This window comes from Acerihabitans sp. TG2, assembly GCF_035013185.1.
Lineage (GTDB): Bacteria > Pseudomonadota > Gammaproteobacteria > Enterobacterales > Enterobacteriaceae > Acerihabitans.
The window spans coordinates 80,355-101,813 of sequence record NZ_JAYGJO010000016.1; the positions used below are offsets into that span (position 1 = coordinate 80,355).

Consider the following 21,459-nt stretch of genomic DNA (forward strand, 5'->3'; position numbering starts at 1 on the left):
TGTGCTCACTGGGGTATGGCATGTTGATGACCCGACGTCATGGTCTGATTGCTGCCATCCCATTGTTAATGATGGTTTTGTCTGCGCTGGCGCTGAGTTTGTATAATACGGAGCAGATTTTGCCATACCGGTTATGGACCACTGCGTTATGGCATCCAGACGAGCAGGATATCCGACAGGTCATTTTCTATTACAGCGCGTTGCCACGCCTGGTGATATCGCTGCTAGTGGGGGCGGGGTTAGCCTTGGCCGGCGTATTATTCCAACAAGTGCTACGAAATCCCCTGGCTGAACCTTCTACTCTTGGCATTTCCAGTGGCGCACAGCTGGGGATGACAGTGGCAACGTTGTGGACGCTGCCGGGAGGGCAAAATACTCAACAGGTGGCGGCGATGTTGGGGGCATTGGCTATCGGCGTGCTGGTGTTCGGCGTGGCGTGGGGCAAACGTTTGTCACCGGTAACGTTGATCTTGGCAGGACTGGTGCTCAGCCTCTATTGCAGCGCGGTGAATAACCTACTGGCGTTGTTTCATTACCAGCGGTTGGAAAATCTGTTTTTATGGAGCAGCGGGGCGCTAAATCAACAGGATTGGCAAGGCGTGGTGTTTGTATTGCCGCGCCTGGCAATCGCGTTGTTGCTGGCCATGCTGCTCATTCGCCCCATGACGCTGCTGGGGGTCGACGATGGGGTCGCGCGCAACCTCGGCCTCGGGCTGTCTGTGGCGCGGCTGGCGGCGCTGGGACTGGCCATTGTTCTCAGCGCACAGTTGGTGAATGCCGTAGGCATCGTCGGATTTATCGGGTTATTCGCACCGCTGCTGGCCAAGTTGTTAGGGGCGCGACGCCTACGGCAGCGCCTATTGCTGGCGCTGCCGATAGGTGCATTGCTGCTGTGGTTCACCGATCAACTGATGGTCTGGCTAGCCCAAATCTGGCGGGATGTGCCCACCGGCGCGGCCACGGCGCTGATTGGCGCGCCGATTTTGTTAGGCTTATTGCCGCGTTTGCGTTATGCGGTGGCGCCCGCTACGGATGATGCCATTAGCCCGCCCCACCCTGAACGCGCTCATCCACTCCTATGGAGCGGACTGGGTCTGGTAGCGCTGCTGGCGGTGATGGGCATTATGCTGATGCTGGGGCGCGATAGCCAAGGCTGGTTCTGGGCCGGCGCTGACGATCTGGCGCGTCTGCTGCCCTGGCGATGGCCGCGGATGCTGGCGGCGTTGAGCGCCGGCATGATGCTGGCGGTCGCTGGTACCCTGATACAAAAGCTGACCGGTAATCCCATGGGCAGCCCGGAGGTCCTGGGTATCAGCGCTGGTGCAGCGTCCGCTGTGGTATTCATCATGTTTCTGGTCCCGGGCGATGCGTTTATCTGGCTGCTGCCGGCGGGGAGTGTAGGGGCTGCGCTTACGCTGGCTGCCATTCTACTGGTATCAGGACGGCGGCATTTTTCTCCCCAGAGGATGCTGTTGGCGGGAATTGCGCTCGGTAGTGCTTTTACGACCTTGATCACCTTGCTGTTGATCAGTGGCGATCCCCGCCTTGGCGGCCTGCTGAGCTGGATCTCGGGATCCACTTATGGCGTGCGGGCGCCGACGGCCATCGCCAGCACCCTCACTGCATTGGTATTGTTCGCGCTCATTCCGTTGTGCCACCGTTGGTTAGCCATGTTGCCGCTGGGTGGTGATACTGCACGTGGACTGGGTCTACCGTTGATGCGTGCGCGGATGACGGTATTGCTGTTGGCGGCAATGTTGACTGCCGCCGCAACCCTGACCGTCGGCCCATTGAGCTTTGTTGGGTTGATGTCGCCGCATATGGCCAGGATGATGGGATTTCGTAAGGCGCCAGCGCAAATGACGGTGGCCGCGCTGCTCGGCGGCGCACTCATGCTGATTGCCGACTGGTGTGGCAGGATGCTGTTGTTCCCCAATCAAATTCCAGCGGGGCTACTGGCAACCTTTATCGGCGCGCCCTATTTTATTATTTTGCTGCGCCGGCAGGCGCACTGAGCGGTTCGTCGACGGGACAATCGCGGTATCCGTGATTGAGTGTGGTGCCTTCCCGCTCAATAGTCCCAGTATCATGCTGGCGGGGACCGGACAGACTGAAGCCTGCTCGTATACCCGCCATCCTATGATTGATGGGGCTTAAGCGCCGCTGGTGGCACGCATTTTGGCAAAACTGCGACGGGCGGCATCGATGGTGCGATCAAGCTCCGGTTCCCCATGGGCCAAAGACATGAATCCGGCCTCGAACGCTGACGGTGCCAGGTAAATCCCCTCATCAAGCATCAGGTGGAAAAACTGTTTAAACCGCTCGACGTTGCAGGCCATCACATCCTGGTAGCAGGTGACGGTAGGGGATTGGGTGAAAAACAAGCCGAACATGCCGCCCACGTGATTGACCACCAGCGGGATACCTTGCTCCTGCGCCACACGGAGTAACCCGTTTGCCAATCGGTCGGTTAGTCCGGTAAGGGTTTCATAGATGCCGGGGCGGGAGATTTCGTTTAGGCAGGCGAACCCGGCGGCCATGGCGATGGGATTGCCCGAGAGTGTACCGGCCTGATAAACCGGTCCGGTCGGCGCCAGCGCCTGCATGATGTCACGCCGCCCGCCAAAGGCGCCTACCGGCATACCGCCGCCGATGATTTTACCCAGGCAGGTCAGATCCGGTACCACACCGTAATAGGCCTGAGCGCCAGCCAGCGCTACCCGAAAACCGGTCATGACTTCGTCGATTATCAGCAGTGCACCGAACTCATCGCACAGCGTGCGCAGACCCGGTAAAAATTCCGGTAGCGGCGGCACGCAATTCATATTGCCGGCTACGGGCTCGACGATAATACAGGCGATTTCCTGTGGGTAGCGCACCAACATCTGGCGTACCGAGTTCAGGTCGTTGAAGGTGCAGGTGAGGGTATGTTTGGCAAAATCCTCCGGCACGCCAGGGGAACTTGGCTGGCCGAGGGTCAGCGCGCCCGATCCGGCTTTAACCAGCAAGCCGTCGGCATGTCCGTGATAGCAGCCTTCGAATTTGATGATTTTATCGCGCCCGGTATAACCACGGGCCAGTCGGATAGCGCTCATGGTGGCTTCGGTGCCGGAATTCACCATCCGTACCATATCCATGGTCGGCACCAGTTCAGTGACCAGGGCGGCCATTTTCACTTCAATGGCGGTGGGCGCGCCAAAGCTCAGCCCCCGACCCACGGCTTCGAGCACCGCTTCGCGTACCGCCGGGTGATTGTGACCTAACACCATCGGCCCCCATGAACCCACGTAGTCGATATAGGCTTTGCCGTCGACATCGTACAACCAGGCGCCGTCCGCTCTGTCGATAAACAGCGGTGTGCCGCCGACGCCATTAAATGCGCGCACCGGAGAATTGACTCCGCCGGGGATCAGTTGTAGCGCCTGGGCGTACAGGTTTTCGGATTGACTCATGAATCGACTCCTAAGAGAAAACAACAACATTTGCCTAGTAGTGTAATAAACTGGCCGATAATAAGACATCGTTGTTAGCCCCCGCCTGAATAACTTTTAACAGACGGCCTGTTACGGCTGGGGTAGAATAGCTGACCCCTTGGTTTTTCATATGATTGACCCCCTGTCGTTACACCCGCTTAAGGTTATGGTGTTTTTTATGGCTGAGATCGAACCCTCTTCCACCTCGGTGCCGGTCGGGCGCTTCGCGCGTGGGCAAATGTTTCGCCGCCTGCTTTATCGTGATAAAACGCCGGTGATTGTGCTGATAATGGCGGCTATCGTTGGAACCTTGGTCGGTTTTGTCGGTGTGGGCTTCGAAAAAGCGGTGGATTGGGTCCAGGCCAATCGTCTGTCAATGCTGGCCGCCATACCGCACCATTGGCTGCTGCTTGCGCCGGCGGCGTTTATCCTTTCTGGGCTGCTGGCTATGATGGGCTATTATCTGGTGCGGCGTTTTGCTCCCGAAGCGGGAGGGTCGGGGATCCCGGAAATCGAAGGTGCGCTCGAGGAACTGCGGCCAGTACGCTGGTGGCGGGTGATCCCAGTCAAGTTCCTCGGTGGCTTGGGGACACTCGGCGCTGGCATGGTCCTAGGGCGCGAGGGGCCGACCGTGCAACTGGGCGGTAATCTTGGCCGCATGGTGCTGGATATTTTTCGGTTGCCCGGCGCCGAGGCCCGGCATTCGCTGTTGGCCACCGGTGCGGCGGCGGGGTTAACGGCGGCGTTTAACGCGCCACTGGCTGGAATATTGTTTATTCTGGAGGAAATGCGACCGCAGTTCCGCTATAACCTGATTTCAGTGAAGGCCGTGTTTATCGGCGTCATTATGTCGAGCATTGTGTTTCGTCTGTGCAACGGCGATCGTGCGGTGATTGAAGTGGGTCGATTGGCCGGTGCGCCGATCGATACGCTGTGGCTCTATTTGGTCCTGGGGATGTTGTTTGGTGTCGTCGGTGTGATGTTTAACCGGCTGATTTTTATGACTCAGGATATGTTTTTTCGTCTGCACGGCGGCCGGCTCGGTAAATGGGTGCTGATCGGCGGTCTGCTCGGCGGCCTGTGTGGTGTACTGGGCCTGATTGAGCCCGAGGCTGCGGGAGGGGGATTTAGCCTTATCCCCTTAGCGGCGGCGGGTCATTTTACTGCGGGTTCTCTGCTGTTTATTTTTATTGCTCGCATGGCCACGACGTTGCTGTGTTTCGGCTCCGGCGCGCCGGGGGGCATTTTCGCGCCGATGCTGGCGCTCGGCACCCTACTTGGTACCGCCTTTGGCATGGCGGGTAGCGCCATGTTTCCTCACTATGGGTTACAGCCAGCAACTTTTGCTATTGCCGGTATGGGGGCACTCTTTGCCGCATCGGTACGTGCACCGCTGACCGGTATTGTCCTGGTGCTGGAAATGACCGATAACTATCAGTTGATCCTGCCGATGATCATTACCTGCCTTGGTGCGACGCTGCTAGCGCAGTTCCTCGGTGGCAAACCACTCTACTCGTCTATCCTGGCCCGTACCTTACAACGCCAGGAGAACCTGGAGGACCAGGAGAAGAAACAGGATAAAGAGTGCCAACCGCACGAGGCGGTAAACAAACTATCCTGAATGCGCAATACTTGTACGCTATGCTAAGCTAGCGGATAATGAAGTTTCACGCTGGGCTGTATACCCCGAATAATTCGCGTGACAGGAAAACCAACGCAGCTGCGACGTGAAGTATGACGGGGAATACCCTTGATGATTTTGGTGGGAGTAGATAATGAGTGAAACGGCGACATTGCCTTTACAATTTACCGATTCAGCGGCAAAAAAAGTGAAAAACCTGATTTCTGAGGAGGAAAATCCCAACCTCAAATTACGGGTTTATATCACCGGCGGCGGCTGTAGTGGTTTTCAGTATGGCTTCACTTTCGATGATAAAATCAATGAAGACGACTTGACCATTGAAAAACAGGGCGTGGCGCTGGTAGTGGATCCCATGAGCCTGCAGTATCTGATCGGCGGGTCGGTGGACTATACCGAGGGGCTAGAGGGTTCGCGTTTTGTTGTCACCAACCCGAACGCCAAAACTACCTGCGGCTGCGGATCGTCATTTAGTGTCTGAACACCGATGACCCATGGCAAAAATTCCGGTGCGGCCAATGCGCAGCGGTTTTTTTTTGCCTGTGGGCTACACGCAGGCCATCTGCCATTACGCGAGTCACAGCTCAAATGTTGGTAATTTCAGATGCCAGCGAATGGCCGCCAGCCGAATACCCAGGGTAATGGCCATGCCAAGGATAGCGGCATGCTGCGCGTCAATATGGAAAGTATGAAACGCGGTGGCGTGCACGATACCGCCGATAATACACGCAGTGGCATAGACCTCGGTGCGCAGGATCATTGGAATTTCCCGCGCCAGCACGTCGCGAATCATGCCGCCGCCCACACCGGTAATCACCCCCATGCAGATGGCAATCAGCGGGCCGGTGCCGCTGGCAAAGGCTTTGTTTACGCCGATACCGACAAATACCGCCAGCCCGATGGCGTCCAGCACCGGCAGTATCCAGGGTGGCAATCGGCGCGGTTGTCTTATCACCATTATGGTGACGAAGCAGGTTATCATCGCCACCACCAGATCGGTGGGATCAGCAACCCAGAACACCGGACCGTGGTTCAATGCCATATCCCGGATGGTGCCGCCACCCACGGCGGTCACAACACCCAGTACTAGCACGCCGAAGGGATCCATGCGCAGCTTGCCCGCCAGCAACACCCCGGAAACGGCAAATACTGCCGTGCCCAATATATCAAGAAAGCCCAACATCACTTAACCCCAGTCGTTGGCATAGCCGCCAGTTCGCGGCACAATTTTGCCGCCGCCAGAAGGATACGCGGGCCGCTGCGATTAAACCAATCTTCATTCAGGGCAATCACTGGCACCGACAACTGAGGGTGCCAAAAATGTTGGATGACGGCGATGCGGGCATCGCCGCCGGCAATCACAATGAGCTGAGGCCGGCGAATCAGCACCTGCTCACGGCCAATCTGCGGCCAGGGTACCGGGCTATCGGCAAAAATATTACGTGCGCCGCACAGGCTAAGCACCTGGCTTTGCAAGGTGTTTGGCCCGGCGGTAAACAAAGGCTGGGTGCCGAACTGCAAAAATACCCGAGTAGGGGGATTGCTGGCATAGCGCTGTTTTAAATCGACAATCTGCTGTTTTATGTCGCGCGCGGCCTGATGCGCCAGCTCGGGATGCGGACTGAAACGGGCCAGGTTATCAAGGGCGCGGGGCAAGTCATCGATACTGAGTGGGTCAATATAAACAATGGGAATGCCGAAGGTCGCCAGTTGGTCCAGTTGGCGCTGCGGATTGCCTCCGCGCCAGGCCAAGATCAGATCCGGTTTTAACGCCAGTATCCGCTCCACATTGATGCCCTGCCAAGAGGCGACGTGCTCCAACCGCCGCGCGGCCGGTGGATAATCTGACCAGGCGCTGGCCGCCACCAAAACGTCCCCCATCCCCGCCGCATAGGCCAGTTCGGTAATGTGCGGTGCCAGGCTTATCACCCGGGTAGCGGCATCGACTGGCAGCGTACTCAAGCCCAGCAACAAGACGATGGCACGCAACAGTCTTATGCCTACCCACCAACCCGCTGCCGGCATTATTGGCGCTGTCCGGCCAGGGAGTGCAGCATCGCTTCCACCAGGCGACTGGATTGTGTGGCTGCGACGGCTAAAAATTCGTCAAAACTCAAATGGGATGTTTGATCCGCCACATCGGAAATGGCGCGCACGACCACAAATGGCACGCCAAACTGATGGCATACGTGGGCAATGGCAGTCGCTTCCATCTCTACCGCAATCGCCTGGGGAAAGGTGGTCCGGATATGCTCAAGTGGCTGCGCGCCGTTGATAAAGGCGTCGCCGCTGACCACCAGGCCGCGTACCGCATGCTGCTCCAACTCGGCGATGCAACGTTCCGCCAGCGCGACCAACGCCTGATCCGCCACAAATGCGGCGGGGCACTGCGCCATTTGTCCAGGCACATAACCAAAGGCCGTCACGTCTACATCATGATAGCGTGCCTCGGAAGACACCACGATATCCCCCACCTTGAGCAACGGATCCAGACCGCCAGCGGAACCGGTATTGATCACCTTATCGGGATGGAAATGATCCAGCAGCAACGTGGTGCTCAGGGCGGCGGAAACCTTGCCAATGCCGGATTTCACCAGCGCTACGTCAATGCCCTGCAAGGTGCCGCTGTATATTTCGCATCCCGCCTGCTGCCAGGTAGTCCGGTCTTTAATTTGATCACGTAGCAGGGCGACCTCTTGTTCCATTGCGCCGATAATGCCTACTCTCATGTGGTTATCCTTTTGGTCATTAAGAAGGGGTAATGTGACGGCTCCCGCCGTCAACGGCGAGACTGGCCACTTTTCGTGCCGCGACCATCAATATGACGGATTTACACCGGCCTCAGTGGGCATACCTGAATAGTCTATCACGCCTGACGGCTGGAAATAATTACCGCCAGGGTTGCATTTAGCCTTGGGTATGGGTATCACAGTACTCAGGGAAATTAATCCGGGGATCATGATGTCCGCAATCGACTTTAGTAAAAAAATCAGTTTTCAGCGCCCATTCAGTTCCCCTATCACCGCAACGGACGAATATAGCGTGATCCGCCAATTTGAAAGCGATCGCGGACGTATCATCAATTCCGCCGCCATCCGCCGTCTGCAGCAAAAAACCCAAGTCTTTCCCTTAGAACGCAATGCCGCAGTACGCTCGCGCCTTACCCACTCCATGGAAGTCCAGCAGGTCGGGCGGCATATTGTCAAAGAGGTGTTCCACCAGCTAAAACGCGAACAAAGAATTGTACCGCTCGGCTTAGCGCAACTGGAAGCCCCTTTTGAGAGCATAGTGGAAATGGCCTGCTTGATGCACGATATTGGCAACCCGCCATTTGGCCATTTCGGCGAGGCAGCGATCAATGACTGGTTCAGCCAGCGCTTGGATATCGCGGGCCTTGGCAATGAAGCCCAGGGCAATGACCGATGCCGCGTGGAGATCCTGCGTCTGCGCGCCGGGGAAGATGACAATAATGCCCTGCGCAGCCGCATCCGACTCGATTTATGCCATTTTGAAGGCAATGCCCAGGCGATACGTATGGTGCATAGCCTGCTAAAACTTAACCTGACCTACGCCCAGGTTGGATGTATCTTGAAATATACCCGACCGGCCTATTGGCAAGGCCAAGTGCCGGCCGATTTCAGCTATCTGATGAAAAAACCGGGCTACTATCTGGCAGAGGAAGAGTATGTCAAAACATTGCGCGAGCAACTTGGACTGGGCGAATTTCATCGTTTTCCCCTGACCTATATTATGGAAGCTGCCGACGATATATCCTACTGTATTGCCGATCTGGAAGACGCCGTGGAAAAAAAAATCTTCACCGTTGAACAGCTCTATCATTATCTGCGCGATGAATGGGGTAACGTGGAGACCGGTGACCTTTTCCAACGGGTGGTCGTGACGGTATATGAAAAGATTAAACGCAACCAAGGATTGCGCAGTGGTGACCAATTCTTTATGCATTTACGAGTCAATACCGTAGCATGTCTGGTACCCCATGCAGCACAACGGTTTTTAGATAACCTGGCCCCGGTATTTGATGGCTGTTTTAATCAGGCGCTGCTCGAAGACTCAAGTCCTGCTTATCGATTGCTAAAAATATTCAAGGCGGTGGCGTTTAAACATGTTTTCAACCATCCGGAAGTTGAACAGCTTGAATTACAAGGCTATCGGGTGATAAACGGCTTACTTGAAATTTATAGTCCCTTACTGGACATGCCGCTAGAGGCATTTCGTGAGCTAGCGACACAGGATTTTCATCGTGACTATATGATCCCCACCCGATTGTTTCATAAATTATCCATGAAACATCGCCTAGCCTATGGTGAAGCGGTGGCTGATTTAAGCCATTATCCGCAACGCCAACAGCCAATGATGGAATTTTATTATCGCGTACGTTTAATTCAAGACTATATTAGTGGAATGACCGATCTGTATGCGTGGGATGAATATAGGCGTTTGATGGCCGCAGAATGATATACCCGTCATACTTCACGTTGCAGCTGCGTTGGCTGTCCTCGCTCATTCCAGTCTTTTACTTGAGTAAGCTCCTGGGAATTCGCTGCGTTGCCGCCTTGCTGCCACGCGAATTATTTAGGGTATACCCGTCATACTTCACGTTGCCACGTTGCCACGTTGCCACGTTGCCACGTTGTCAGTGGCATAGGTAATAAAGTAGGGATTTGTAAATGGGCCCAATAATTATTTACTATTGACGTTTTTATGACGCTGAACTTTAGGTTATTTCATATATCTCACATATATGGCCACAGCAATGGTCTGCATCCTTATCTGATATTCACAATAGAGACAACACTAGATGAAAAACACAAATTTGGCCCTAAGCGCACTGGCATTTAGTTTAAGTCTGGCGCTGTTTCCGGTATCCACCTTAGCGGCGGAAACTGCTTCTGCGGTACCCACCGCGGCTACCAACCAGCCACTCCCCAGTCTGGCCCCTATGCTGGCAAAGGTGATGCCGTCGGTGGTCAGTATTAGTGTCGAGGGCAGTACCTCAGTACCCGCATCATCGCGGGTGCCAAACCAATTGCAGCAATTCTTTGGCGACAATTCGCCGCTGTGTCAGGAGGGGTCGCCATTCCAAGCCTCGCCGTTGTGTCAAAACGGTGGTGCCGGTGAAGACAATACTCCGCCAACCCAAGAGAAATTCATGGCACTGGGTGCCGGGGTGATTATTGATGCTCAGAAGGGGTATGTCGTCACCAATAACCATGTGGTTAAAGATGCCACCAAAATCCAGGTCCAACTCAATGATGGTCGTCGCTTCGATGCCAAAATTATCGGCAAAGACCCCCGCTCCGATATTGCTTTAGTACAGTTGATCAATTTTAAAAACCTGACTGCCATCAAGATGGCTGATTCGGATCAACTGCGGGTAGGGGATTATACCGTAGCCATCGGCAATCCTTACGGGTTGGGTGAAACCGCGACCTCAGGGATTGTCTCCGCGCTGGGACGCAGCGGGCTTAACGTTGAAAACTACGAAAACTTTATTCAAACCGATGCCGCCATCAATCGGGGCAACTCAGGCGGGGCGCTGGTAAATCTTAATGGTGAGCTGATCGGTATTAATACCGCAATACTCGCGCCGGACGGTGGCAATATCGGCATTGGTTTTGCCATTCCCAGCAACATGGTGAAAAATCTGACGGCGCAAATGATCGAATATGGTCAGGTAAGACGCGGTGAAATTGGCATCTTGGGCACCGAGTTGAATCCAGAGTTGGCCAAGGCGATGAATGTCGATGCCCAGCGCGGCGCGTTTGTCAGTCAGGTCTTGCCAAAATCCGCCGCGGCCAAGGCCGGCGTCAAGGCCGGGGACGTTATCGTTTCCTTGAATGGGCGTGCTATCAGCAGTTTTGCTGCATTCCGCGCTGAGGTCAGCTCCAAGCCGGTAGGCACCAAGGTGACACTTGGCCTGTTGCGCGAAGGCAAACCCGTGACGGTGGATGTCACCCTTGAACAAAGCACTCAATCGCAAGTGGATTCAGGTTTTGTCTTTACCGGTATCGAAGGCGCCGAGTTGAGTAATAACAGCGATCCCAAGGGTGTTAAGGTAGACAATGTCAAAGCCGGCAGCACGGCGGCGCGCATCGGCCTGAAAAAAGACGATATCATCCTGGGTGTTAATCAGCAGCCAGTACAGGATCTGGCCGAGCTACGTAAAATTATCGAGACTAAACCCTCGGTGCTGGCATTAAACGTACAGCGTGGCGACACTACGCTATACCTGCTAGCGCAGTAACCTTTCCCTCCGGCCATTTTCCCCGGTCGGGTTTGTTGCATCGCATAGGCGGCGTCTTTATGGCGCCGTTTTTCGGTTTTTATACCCGTCATACTTCACGTTGGAAGCGGTGTGTTGGTATTTCTGTCACGCGAATTATGTAGATATTTGTGATATCCCCCACAAATTTTGTGCATAAGGTTTCTGTTTGTGCATCTGCACAATGTATGAGCCTAACCGCCCGTATACAATAGGGCAAAGGGCTTAATGGACCGGGGGTGAGGATGGCTACGTATCATCTTGATGCGAAGTTGGCACAAGACATTGTGGCAAGGACCATGCAGATCATCGACAGCAATATCAACGTAATGGACGCCAGGGGCCGGATTATCGGCAGTGGCGATGAAGAACGTGTCGGTGAATTGCACGAAGGCGCGTTGTTGGCGTTATCCCAGGCACGGGTGGTGGATATTGACGATGGCGTAGCCCGTCACCTCCACGGCGTCCGTCCGGGCATCAATTTGCCGCTTAAAATAGATGGCAATATTGTGGGTGTTATCGGACTGACCGGTAATCCAAGCCAGCTCAGGCAGTATGGTGAACTGGTCTGTATGACGGCGGAAATGATGCTTGAACAGGCTCGTTTACTGCATATGCTGGCCCAGGATAGCCGTCTGCGTGAAGAATTGGTGCTCAATTTAATCCGTGCCGAGGAAGTGACCCCGGCGTTGATTGAATGGGCTCAGCGCCTAGGCATTGATATTAATCAACCGCGGGTGGCTGCGGTGGTGGAAGTGGATAGTGGCCAGTTAGGCGTTGATAGCGCCATGGTGGAGTTGCAGCAACTACAGACGCTGCTGACCACCCCGGAGCGGGATAACCTGATAGCGATTGTATCGCTCACGGAGATGGTGGTGCTAAAACCGGCGCTTAATAGCCATGGCCGCTGGGATGCTGAGGAGCATCGTCGTCGGGTGGATACCCTGTTTTCCCGCATGAACGAAAGCAGCCGTCTTCGGGTGCGTATCGCCCTAGGCAACTATTTTCCTGGTGCCGGCGGTATCGCGCGATCCTGGCGTACGGCCCGCACTACCATGTCGGTAGGTAAACAGCGCCTACCCGAACAGCGTCGATATTTTTATCCTGATCTGATGCTGCCGGTGCTGCTTGACAGTTTACGCGGCGGTTGGCAGGCCAGTGAACTGGTGCGTCCGCTGGCAAAGCTAAAAGCCATGGATAATAACGGCTTGCTCCGGCGTACGCTAATTGCCTGGTTTCGCCATAATGTTCAACCCACGCCGACGTCTAAGGCATTGTTTATCCACCGCAACACGCTGGAATACCGTCTGAACCGCATCTCAGAAATGACCGGCCTGGATTTGTCCAATTTTGACGATCGCCTGCTGCTGTATATCGCCTTGCAATTGGATGATGAAGCGTAGCCCACGCAGGTGCGAGGATGTATGGGGAATGATTAGTACAGCATTTATTAGCCTACAGGGAAATATTCACTCTTGAGGAAAGTTTTTGTTTGAGATAATATAAGCGTCTTGACAAGGAGGTTGTATGTTCGATTTACTTTACCATCCGGACGCGGTGCGGGAGCTTGCCGAGTTACCTGCTACGCTGCGTGGTAAAATGGCTCGTCTGCTGGCGCTGCTGGCGCTGCTGGCGCTGCTGGAGCAGCGGGGCAATAGTTTACGCTTTCCACAGACTAGACCGGTCGAAGACGGATTGTTTGAGCTGCGAGCCTCTGGTGTTGATATCGCCAGGGCATTTTTTGTATTTCAACAGGGAAAACGCATCTTCATTCTGCGCTGTTTTGTCAAAAAAACCGAAAAAACGCCGCGTAATGAAATTTTGCTCGCATTGCAACGGTTGGAGGAGCTCACTGATGACTAAGGTCGTAGCCATTAAACATGCCGAGGTTATGAAGCGTCTGCTGGATAGCCCGCAAGCCATTGCCGCCTATGAAGAGGCGATGGAAGAAGACCTGCTGCTGGAACAGTTAACACAATGGCGTGAAAATGCAGGTCTCACCAAAACTGAGATTGCCCGGCGGATGGGGGTCAATCCACCGGCGATTAACCGCCTTGAGCGTAACGTGACCAAAGCGTCTTATCATACGCTCAAACGCTACGCGGCAGCCTGTGGCGTCAATATGAAGCTGGCCACCGACAGCTAAGCCAGTACTGCCATCCACGCACGGGAAGATATCGGGGTATGCTAATCCGTACCCCAGAGGTCTAACGCACGAGTGCCGGCCGTTTTCGGTCAAAGGCCCAGCCCGGAATCAAATACTGCATTGCTGTGGCGTCGTTGCGCGCGCCAGAAGGCATTCTTTTATAGCGCTCATGTTGTTTTTCCACGAGTGCCATATCAATGTCCACTCCTAGCCCCGGCTTATCGGTCAATTTTACCGCGCCGTCGATAATTTGTAGCGGATCCTTAGTGAGATGCTCACCTTCCTGCCAAATCCAATGGGTATCGAGCGCGGTAGGTTTGCCCGGCGCGGCGGCACCCACATGCACAAACATCGCCAGCGAAATATCAAAATGGTTATTGGAATGGCAACCCCAGGTCATGCCCCATTCATCACACAACTGTGCAACACGTATCGCGCCCTGTAGGGTCCAAAAATGTGGATCGGCAAGAGGAATATCAATGGCGTTAAGTTGTACCGCATGGCACAGTTCACGCCAGTTGGTGGCGATCATATTGGTTGCTACCGGTAGACCAGTGGCGCGTTTGAACTCCGCCATCACCTCGCGCCCGGAGAAACCTTGTTCTGCACCGCAGGGTTTTATGAGTGGCAATACTAATAGAGTTATCGGCCATATTTCCTCTTCCCGGCTAGGGAATGATTGTTTATCTGCCTGATGTGTAAGATGCTGTAAATTCAACATAGTGGCGCTGACATGTTTAAATGCATCTTATGATTATTCACTCTGAATACAAGCAAAGTATAAATATTATCGCCAAACAACACATTGTGCTAATGACTTAATTAAGTGCGATAAAACAATTTATTTTATGGCTAAAGTCCATGCCGATATGATCCATATCTATTTATGGCAATCCTTTTCCATGGTCTGATAAGGATGTAAATATATGCATATGGCCGCATTAACGTTTAACCGGAAAGTGATAAAATCCACGTGAAAAAATGTGAGAAAGGGTTTCAACATCCTTGCCGATTTTTATCAGAAAACTCATAGTTATTCCGGTTTTTACATTTCTATTTTGAGACAAGATTCATGGTAATAGGACATTGGGTGTGTTTTGTCTATGGTTAACCCAACAGCATTATGCATTTGCATAATGTAATGCGTTCAACCCAAGGTTATAGTGGTCACAGACTTTATCTTGCCGACCGGCTACTTCCCGGCCTGGACTTATTCAGCCAAGGAAAGATTATGACCCCGATTATTACCAGCATGAACATCATCCCCGTCGCTGGCCATGACAGTATGTTATTAAACCTCAGTGGTGCCCACAGCCCTTTTTTCACCCGCAACATCGTGATTCTGACCGATAACAGCGGTCACCAGGGCGTGGGCGAAATTCCCGGTGGGGAAAATATCCGCAAAACGCTAGAGGACGCCGCCGCGTTGGTTGTGGGTAGGACGTTGGGTGAATATAAAAATGTTATGCAGGCCGTTCGCCGACAATACGCCGACCGGGATGCCGATGGGCGTGGCGCGCAGACCTTTGATTTACGCACTACCATCCATGTGGTCACCGGTATTGAGGCCGCGATGCTAGATTTGCTGGGGCAATTTCTTGATGTGCCGGTAGCCGCGTTATTAGGGGATGGACAACAGCGCGACGAGGTAGACATGCTGGGCTACCTGTTTTACATCGGCGATCGGCGCTTGACTGATCTGGCCTATCGCAGCCAAGAGGGTGAGACCTGTGACTGGTATCGCTTGCGCCATGAAAAGGCACTTACCCCAGAAGCGGTAGTGCGCCTGGCTGAAGCAGCTTATGAAAAGTATGGTTTTAATGATTTTAAGCTAAAAGGTGGCGTACTGGCGGGCCAGGAGGAGGTCGCGGCGGTCACCGCACTGGCTAAACGTTTCCCGGACGCACGCATTACCCTCGATCCCAACGGGGCCTGGTCGTTGGCTGAAGCTATCGCCCTGGGTAAACAACTGCGCGGCGTACTGGCCTATGCCGAAGACCCCTGCGGCGCCGAACAAGGCTTCTCTGGGCGGGAGGTGATGGCCGAATTCCGGCGTGCCACCGGTCTGCCTACCGCCACGAATATGATTGCCACCGACTGGCGGCAAATGGGGCATGCTCTGGCCCTGCAATCAGTGGATATTCCCCTGGCCGACCCGCATTTTTGGACCATGCAGGGCTCGGTTCGGGTGGCACAGTTGTGTGATGAGTGGGGACTGACCTGGGGATCGCACTCCAACAATCACTTTGATATTTCGTTGGCCATGTTCACCCATGTCGCTGCGGCTGCACCAGGGAACATCACTGCGATTGATACCCACTGGATTTGGCAGGAAGGGGATCAACGACTCACTTGTGAACCGCTGCGCATTGTTGGCGGTAAAGTTAAGGTGCCGGAAAAGGCGGGGTTGGGCATTGAACTGGATATGGATCAGGTCATGAAGGCCAATGCACTCTATCAGCAGCATGGTTTGGGCGCGCGTGATGATGCCATGGCCATGCAATATCTGATACCCAATTGGCGCTTTGATAATAAGCGCCCGGCGCTGGTCAGGTCATAAACCGAGCAGGCCAGGGGCAGCCTTGGCCCGTTTCGCCCGAAGGACGGTGTTGCGGATGTCAAATAGGAAAAAGGCCGGGATGTCCGGCCATATTTGCTGAAGAAACGATAGGGCCTAGCGACGGGAATCAGGTCACTGGCGCAGGGTTGAAGACGGACAGGGCGTTGTGAATACCCCATTGATCAGACCAGGTTTTTTTGCGGCCGCTGGCGATGTCCAGGATCAGCTCAAACAGTTGCCAGCCCACATCCTCGATGGTTGCTTGGCCGGTGGCGATACTCCCGGCGTTAATATCCATTAAATCAAACCAGCGATCGGCTAACGCATCACGCGTCGCCATTTTGATCACCGGTACCGCCGCCAGACCGTATGGCGTACCACGTCCAGTGGTGAACACCTGCACGGTGATCCCAGACGCCAACTGCTGGGTACCGCAAATAAAGTCGCTGGCCGGGGTAGCGGCGAAAATCAACCCCTTTTTGGTTGGACGTTGTCCAGCGGAGATCACCTCAACGATAGCGCTGGAGCCTGATTTGGCAATCGAACCCAACGATTTTTCAACAATATTAGCCAATCCGCCTTTTTTATTACCTGGCGTGGTATTGGCACTGCGATCGGTTTTCCCGTCACTAAGATAATCATCATACCAGGCCATTTCCTCGAGCAAACGGCGTCCCACCTGTTCGTTTGCCGCACGTGGCGTCAGCAGATGGATGGCGTCGCGCACTTCGGTGACTTCCGAAAACATCACCGTAGCACCGCAGCGTACCAGCAGATCTGAGGCAAAACCCACCGCCGGATTGGCCGTCACGCCAGAAAATGCGTCGCTGCCTCCGCATTGCGTACCCACCACCAAATCGGAGGCGGGGCAGGTTTGGCGCTGACGGGCATTCAGGCGGCGCAGATGGTCTTCAGCCACCGCCAGGATGTCATCTACCATGGACTTAAAGCCCACATGTTTCTCATCTTGCAGACGGGTAATACTCACTCCGGGGCGGGTCATCTGAATAGGAATGTCATCCTCGGTGCCGGTTAACAGACGCTCCGGTGGTAATTTTTCGCAGCCCAAGCCAACCACCATAATTTCGCCGCCAAAATTAGGATTTAAAGCGATGTTATGGATGGTGCGAATAGGTACCACTGCGGCGGGAGCATTGATGGCCACACCACAACCGTAAAGATGGTTCAGGCCCACCACGCCGTCCACGTTCGGGTATTTAGGCAACAGATCACGTTCGATCAGTTTAACGACAAAATCAACCACCCCGGCGACGCAATGCACGCTAGTGGTGATACCCAACAGGTTTTTGGTGCCGACGCTGCCGTCAGCATTGCGATAACCTTCAAAGGTGTAACCTTCCAGCGGGGGCAAAGGTTGGGGTACCTTGGTGGCTAATGGCAGGGTTTCCAAAGGCGGGGCCGACGGCATCACCACCAGGGATTCATCGATCCAACTGCCTTGTTTGATATCGCGCACGGCATAACCAATCACTTCACCATAACGCACGATGTCACCGTCCTTGGCGATATCCTGTAATGCCACCTTATGTCCTTGGGGAACATGCTCAATGAGCGTCAAGCCGTCTGGGAATTGGCTTCCGGCGGGTAAACCATTATTGTTCACAATAATCGCGACGTTGTCGCTGCTGTGAACCTTAATATACAATGCTTTTTCCGCATTAGTAATGATTGATGACATAGACTTCTCCGCAAATACTAACCAGATGTTTTTATACCCGTCATCGAAATCTATCGGTTATAACAATACGGGTGATGGGGACATTATAAGCGCAAACCATCGCCGACTCATTGTGCGTATGACTATTTTTAGCAACTTATAACGTTAATAAAATGAGCATATGCCATATAAAATGTGATGAGTATCACTGCATTCCGCGATCAAAACCCCCGCCAAAAAATAACGTGACATAGGTCGTGCTTTGATGTGCGTATGTCTAAAAAAACAGTCATAAAACATTTAATAATTATGCTTTTGCACAGTGTTATTTTAAGTGATGGTTTTTATACTATCGGTGTCGCTGGGATAAAACCTAGATCGTACCACCAGTGACTGAAAAACCTATTAGTCGTATTTATTAACTTATTATACCGAAACGTGGCGCAAACCCATTAGCCGGATTTTGTGCTGTAAGTAGCCTACCGTCCTAGTAGAGTATATAAAATGAGCGTGACAAAACCTCTAATTTCTACAAGAACCAAAACGCATGTCCGTTATGTAATTTTATTAATTATATTCCTGGTTACTGCGGTTAATTATGCCGACCGGGCGACATTGTCCATTGCCGGTAGCAGTGTTGCCAAAGATTTGGGACTGGATGCTGGCCAGATGGGGCAGATTTTCTCGGCGTTTGGCTGGGCCTATTTGGTGATGCAAATTCCCGGGGGCTGGTTGCTGGATCGGTTTGGTTCAAAACGAGTTTATACCTGTAGTTTGTTCTTTTGGTCGCTTTTCACTTTACTACAAGGTTTTGTGGGCTGGTTTCCCCTGGCCTATGGCGCGATGACCCTGTTTATCCTGCGCTTCATGCTGGGTTTTTCCGAGGCACCGTCCTTCCCGGCCAACGCCAGGATCGTAGCCGCCTGGTTCCCGACAATAGAGCGTGGCACCGCATCGGCCATCTTTAACTCGGCACAGTACTTTTCACTGGCGATCTTTTCCCCGTTGCTCGGCTGGTTGACCTATGCCTGGGGCTGGGAACATGTGTTCACCGTGATGGGCGTCATTGGTTTCGGGCTGACGATTGCCTGGGTGAAATACCTGCATAACCCCAATAAACATCCGAGCGTTTCGCAAGATGAGCTGGACTATATTACCGCTGGCGGTGCTGTGGTTGATATGGATACCCCGAGTACCACCGGGAAGAAAAAAGACGGACCAAAATGGAGCTACGTTAAGCAAATGCTGAGTAGCCGCATGATGCTCGGTGTATTCCTCGGCCAATATTTTATTAACAGCATTACCTGGTTCTTCCTCACCTGGTTCCCGATTTACCTGGTGCACGATAAAGGCATGTCGATTCTGAAAGTGGGTCTGGTGGCAGCCATCCCGGCACTGTGCGGTTTTGTCGGCGGTGTATTGGGCGGTGTGGTATCCGACTTTCTGGTTAAAAGCGGATTTTCACTTACCGTGGCGCGTAAGATCCCCATTGTGGTTGGCATGTTGTTGGCCACCAGCATTATCATGTGCAACTACACTGACAATACTGTGATCGTGGTGGCGCTGATGGCTCTGGCGTTCTTTGGTAAAGGGTTCGGTGCGCTGGGTTGGCCGGTTATCTCCGATATTGCCCCTAAAGAAGCTGTTGGCTTGTGCGGTGCGATTTTCAACGTGTTTGGTAACGTTGCTTCCATTGTCACCCCGCTGGCAATTGGTTATATGGTTAAAGAACTGCATTCATTTAACACCGCGCTGGTTTTCGTCGGCTGTTCGGCCCTGGCGGCCATGCTGTGCTACCTGGTGGTGGTCGGCGACATCAAACGACTGGTGCTGGTGAAAGCCTGATCGCGCCGGGCTGCACGTGGCGGCCCGCTAACATGTTGTTTTATTGCATAGAGGTAAATTATGACTACTCCACTACTGCCAAACCGTTTTCGTCAAAACCTGCTTAAGGGTGAAACCCAGATCGGTTGCTGGTGCGCATTGGCAAACCCGATCACCACGGAAGTGCTGGGTTTGGCGGGATTTGACTGGCTGGTATTGGACGGCGAACACGCGCCCAATGATATCACCACCTTTGTGCCGCAGTTGATGGCGCTAAAAGGAAGCCATAGCGCACCGGTGGTCCGTCCGCCGACCAATGAGCCGGTGATCATCAAACGTCTGCTGGATATCGGGTTTTATAATTTTCTGATTCCTTTTATTGAAACACAAGAGCAGGCACTGCGCGCAGTCGCTTCCACTCGCTACCCGCCTGCCGGTATCCGCGGCGTTTCGGTCTCGCATCGTTCGAACAACTTCGGCACGGTAGTGGATTATTTCAACACCATTAACGACAACATCACGGTACTGGTGCAGATCGAAAGCCAGCAAGGCGTTGACAATATCGACGTGATCGCTGCTGTAGACGGTGTTGACGGCATTTTTGTCGGTCCTGGCGATCTCTCGGCGGCCTTGGGTTATTTGGGCCAGCCAAACCATCCGGACGTGCAACGTGTGATCCGTCATATTTTCGACCGCGCCAAAGCCCATGGCAAACCCAGCGGCATCCTGGCGCCGGTGGAAGCCGACGCGCGCCGTTATCTGGAATGGGGGGCGGGTTTTGTGGCGGTGGGCAGCGATTTAGGCGTATTCCGCGGCGGCACCCAGGCACTGAGCGACAAATTTAAAAAATAACCGAGTCGGCGCGCGGTGCGCGTCGTGTCTCCTACACAGCATGTTAAGAGGTCATAGTAATGAAAATTGGATTTATTGGCTTAGGTATTATGGGAAAACCAATGAGTAAGAACCTGTTGAAAGCGGGCTACTCACTGGTGGTGATGGATCGCAATACTGAATCGGTTGCCGAACTGGTGGCCGCTGGCGCCACCGCTGCCCCAACGGCGAAGGCGGTTGCCGAACAAGTCGACGTTATCATCACCATGCTGCCCAACTCCCCGCACGTTAAAGACGTCGCCCTGGGCGAAAATGGCCTGATTGACGGTGCCAAACCCGGCACGGTGCTTATCGATATGAGCTCGATTGCGCCTTTAGCCAGCCGCGAAATTGCTGCAGCATTGGCGGAAAAAAACATCGCTATGCTGGATGCCCCGGTCAGCGGCGGCGAACCTAAAGCTATCGACGGTACCTTATCGGTGATGGTCGGTGGTGATAAGGCGCTATTCGACAAATATTATGACATGCTGAAAACCATGGCTGGGTCGGTGGTACATACCGGCGATATCGGTGCCGGCAATGTGACCAAGTTGGCTAACCAGGTTATCGTGGCGCTGAATATAGCGGCTATGTCAGAAGCCTTGGTCCTGGCCACCAAAGCCGGCGTGGATCCTGAACTGGTATTTCAGGCGATCCGTGGTGGATTGGCCGGTAGCACAGTACTTGAAGCCAAGGCGCCGATGGTACTTGATCGCAACTTCAAGCCAGGTTTCCGTATCGATCTGCATATTAAGGATTTGGCCAACGCGCTGGATACCTCACATGGCGTAGGTGCGCAATTACCGTTAACCGCTGCGGTTATGGAGATGATGCAATCCCTCAAGCAAGACGATTTAGGCAACGCGGATCACAGTGCACTGGCCTGCTATTATGAAAAACTTGCTAAAGTTGAAGTTAAGCGGCGATAAATTGGTCGGGTGCCAATACGGCGCCCAATGAGGCGGGGGAATCATGATTCCGCCAGC

The 21,459-nt window shown here is 53.7% G+C and carries 17 protein-coding genes and 1 pseudogene; 12 read left to right on the forward strand and 6 right to left on the reverse strand.

Features of this window, described 5'->3' with window-relative positions:
- The first annotated feature begins 26 nt into the window (after positions 1-26).
- Positions 27-2,015 carry a Fe(3+)-hydroxamate ABC transporter permease FhuB gene (gene fhuB, locus SJI19_RS15005; RefSeq protein WP_323479100.1) on the forward strand — a complete coding sequence of 663 codons (1,989 nt, stop codon included), beginning with the start codon at positions 27-29 and terminating at the stop codon, positions 2,013-2,015.
- Between the two features lie 138 nt (positions 2,016-2,153).
- Here the strand turns inward: fhuB and hemL are convergent, their stop codons facing one another.
- Positions 2,154-3,452 carry a glutamate-1-semialdehyde 2,1-aminomutase gene (gene hemL / locus SJI19_RS15010; RefSeq protein WP_323479074.1) on the reverse strand — a complete coding sequence of 433 codons (1,299 nt, stop codon included), beginning with the start codon at positions 3,450-3,452 and terminating at the stop codon, positions 2,154-2,156.
- Between the two features lie 199 nt (positions 3,453-3,651).
- Here hemL and clcA point away from each other — a divergent pair, with 199 nt between their 5' ends.
- Both clcA and erpA read left to right on the forward strand, forming a co-directional pair.
- Complete coding sequence (gene clcA, locus SJI19_RS15015; protein WP_323479075.1) at positions 3,652-5,094, forward strand: H(+)/Cl(-) exchange transporter ClcA; 1,443 nt, start codon at positions 3,652-3,654, stop codon at positions 5,092-5,094.
- Positions 5,095-5,248: 154 nt separating this feature from the next.
- On the forward strand, positions 5,249-5,593 hold the full coding sequence (erpA, locus tag SJI19_RS15020; RefSeq protein ID WP_323479076.1) for an iron-sulfur cluster insertion protein ErpA: 345 nt from the start codon (positions 5,249-5,251) through the stop codon (positions 5,591-5,593).
- 96 nt (positions 5,594-5,689) lie between these two features.
- Here erpA and SJI19_RS15025 read toward each other — a convergent pair whose 3' ends face one another.
- From SJI19_RS15025 to mtnN, 3 genes are read right to left on the reverse strand one after another with little or no spacing between them, the layout of a single operon-like run.
- Positions 5,690-6,295, reverse strand: a complete 606-nt coding sequence (locus SJI19_RS15025; protein WP_416347553.1) for a TRIC cation channel family protein — start codon at positions 6,293-6,295, stop codon at positions 5,690-5,692.
- Positions 6,295-7,137, reverse strand: a complete 843-nt coding sequence (gene btuF, locus SJI19_RS15030; protein WP_323479078.1) for a vitamin B12 ABC transporter substrate-binding protein BtuF — start codon at positions 7,135-7,137, stop codon at positions 6,295-6,297. Before btuF ends, SJI19_RS15025 begins: the two co-directional genes overlap by 1 nt.
- Entirely contained in the window at positions 7,137-7,841 is a 705-nt protein-coding gene (gene mtnN / locus SJI19_RS15035) for a 5'-methylthioadenosine/S-adenosylhomocysteine nucleosidase (protein WP_323479079.1), read from the reverse strand. The genes btuF and mtnN overlap by 1 nt, the downstream gene beginning before the upstream one ends.
- A gap of 232 nt (positions 7,842-8,073) precedes the next feature.
- Between mtnN and dgt the strand changes: the two genes are divergently transcribed.
- The 5 genes from dgt (at position 8,074) to SJI19_RS15060 (ending at position 13,541) form a co-directional block, all read left to right on the forward strand.
- Complete coding sequence (gene dgt, locus SJI19_RS15040; protein WP_323479101.1) at positions 8,074-9,588, forward strand: dGTPase; 1,515 nt, start codon at positions 8,074-8,076, stop codon at positions 9,586-9,588.
- A 343-nt stretch (positions 9,589-9,931) separates the two neighbouring features.
- Positions 9,932-11,377: a serine endoprotease DegP gene (degP, locus tag SJI19_RS15045; protein ID WP_323479080.1), complete on the forward strand. Its 1,446-nt coding sequence runs from the start codon at positions 9,932-9,934 to the stop codon at positions 11,375-11,377.
- A 263-nt stretch (positions 11,378-11,640) separates the two neighbouring features.
- Complete coding sequence (locus SJI19_RS15050) at positions 11,641-12,798, forward strand: CdaR family transcriptional regulator (RefSeq protein WP_323479081.1); 1,158 nt, start codon at positions 11,641-11,643, stop codon at positions 12,796-12,798.
- A 124-nt stretch (positions 12,799-12,922) separates the two neighbouring features.
- The gene (locus SJI19_RS15055) at positions 12,923-13,258 is read left to right on the forward strand and encodes a type II toxin-antitoxin system RelE/ParE family toxin (protein ID WP_323479082.1); all 336 of its coding nucleotides are present in this window, start codon (positions 12,923-12,925) and stop codon (positions 13,256-13,258) included.
- Entirely contained in the window at positions 13,251-13,541 is a 291-nt protein-coding gene (locus SJI19_RS15060) for a helix-turn-helix transcriptional regulator (protein WP_323479083.1), read from the forward strand. The genes SJI19_RS15055 and SJI19_RS15060 overlap by 8 nt, the downstream gene beginning before the upstream one ends.
- Positions 13,542-13,602: 61 nt before the next feature.
- Here the strand turns inward: SJI19_RS15060 and SJI19_RS15065 are convergent.
- Positions 13,603-14,157: pseudogene (locus SJI19_RS15065) on the reverse strand (enolase C-terminal domain-like protein); the annotation flags it as partial.
- 615 nt (positions 14,158-14,772) lie between these two features.
- Between SJI19_RS15065 and gudD the strand changes: the two are divergent.
- Positions 14,773-16,101 carry a glucarate dehydratase gene (gene gudD, locus SJI19_RS15070; RefSeq protein WP_323479084.1) on the forward strand — a complete coding sequence of 443 codons (1,329 nt, stop codon included), beginning with the start codon at positions 14,773-14,775 and terminating at the stop codon, positions 16,099-16,101.
- A 127-nt stretch (positions 16,102-16,228) separates the two neighbouring features.
- Here gudD and garD read toward each other — a convergent pair whose 3' ends face one another.
- A complete protein-coding gene (gene garD / locus SJI19_RS15075) occupies positions 16,229-17,800 on the reverse strand; it encodes a galactarate dehydratase (protein WP_323479085.1) in 1,572 nt (523 codons plus the stop codon).
- Positions 17,801-18,283: 483 nt separating this feature from the next.
- Between garD and SJI19_RS15080 the strand changes: the two genes are divergently transcribed.
- From SJI19_RS15080 to garR, 3 genes are read left to right on the forward strand one after another with little or no spacing between them, the layout of a single operon-like run.
- Complete coding sequence (locus SJI19_RS15080) at positions 18,284-19,624, forward strand: MFS transporter (protein WP_323479086.1); 1,341 nt, start codon at positions 18,284-18,286, stop codon at positions 19,622-19,624.
- Between the two features lie 60 nt (positions 19,625-19,684).
- On the forward strand, positions 19,685-20,455 hold the full coding sequence (gene garL / locus SJI19_RS15085) for a 2-dehydro-3-deoxyglucarate aldolase (RefSeq protein ID WP_323479087.1): 771 nt from the start codon (positions 19,685-19,687) through the stop codon (positions 20,453-20,455).
- Positions 20,456-20,508: 53 nt separating this feature from the next.
- On the forward strand, positions 20,509-21,402 hold the full coding sequence (garR, locus tag SJI19_RS15090) for a 2-hydroxy-3-oxopropionate reductase (RefSeq protein WP_323479102.1): 894 nt from the start codon (positions 20,509-20,511) through the stop codon (positions 21,400-21,402).
- Positions 21,403-21,459: the final 57 nt, after the last annotated feature.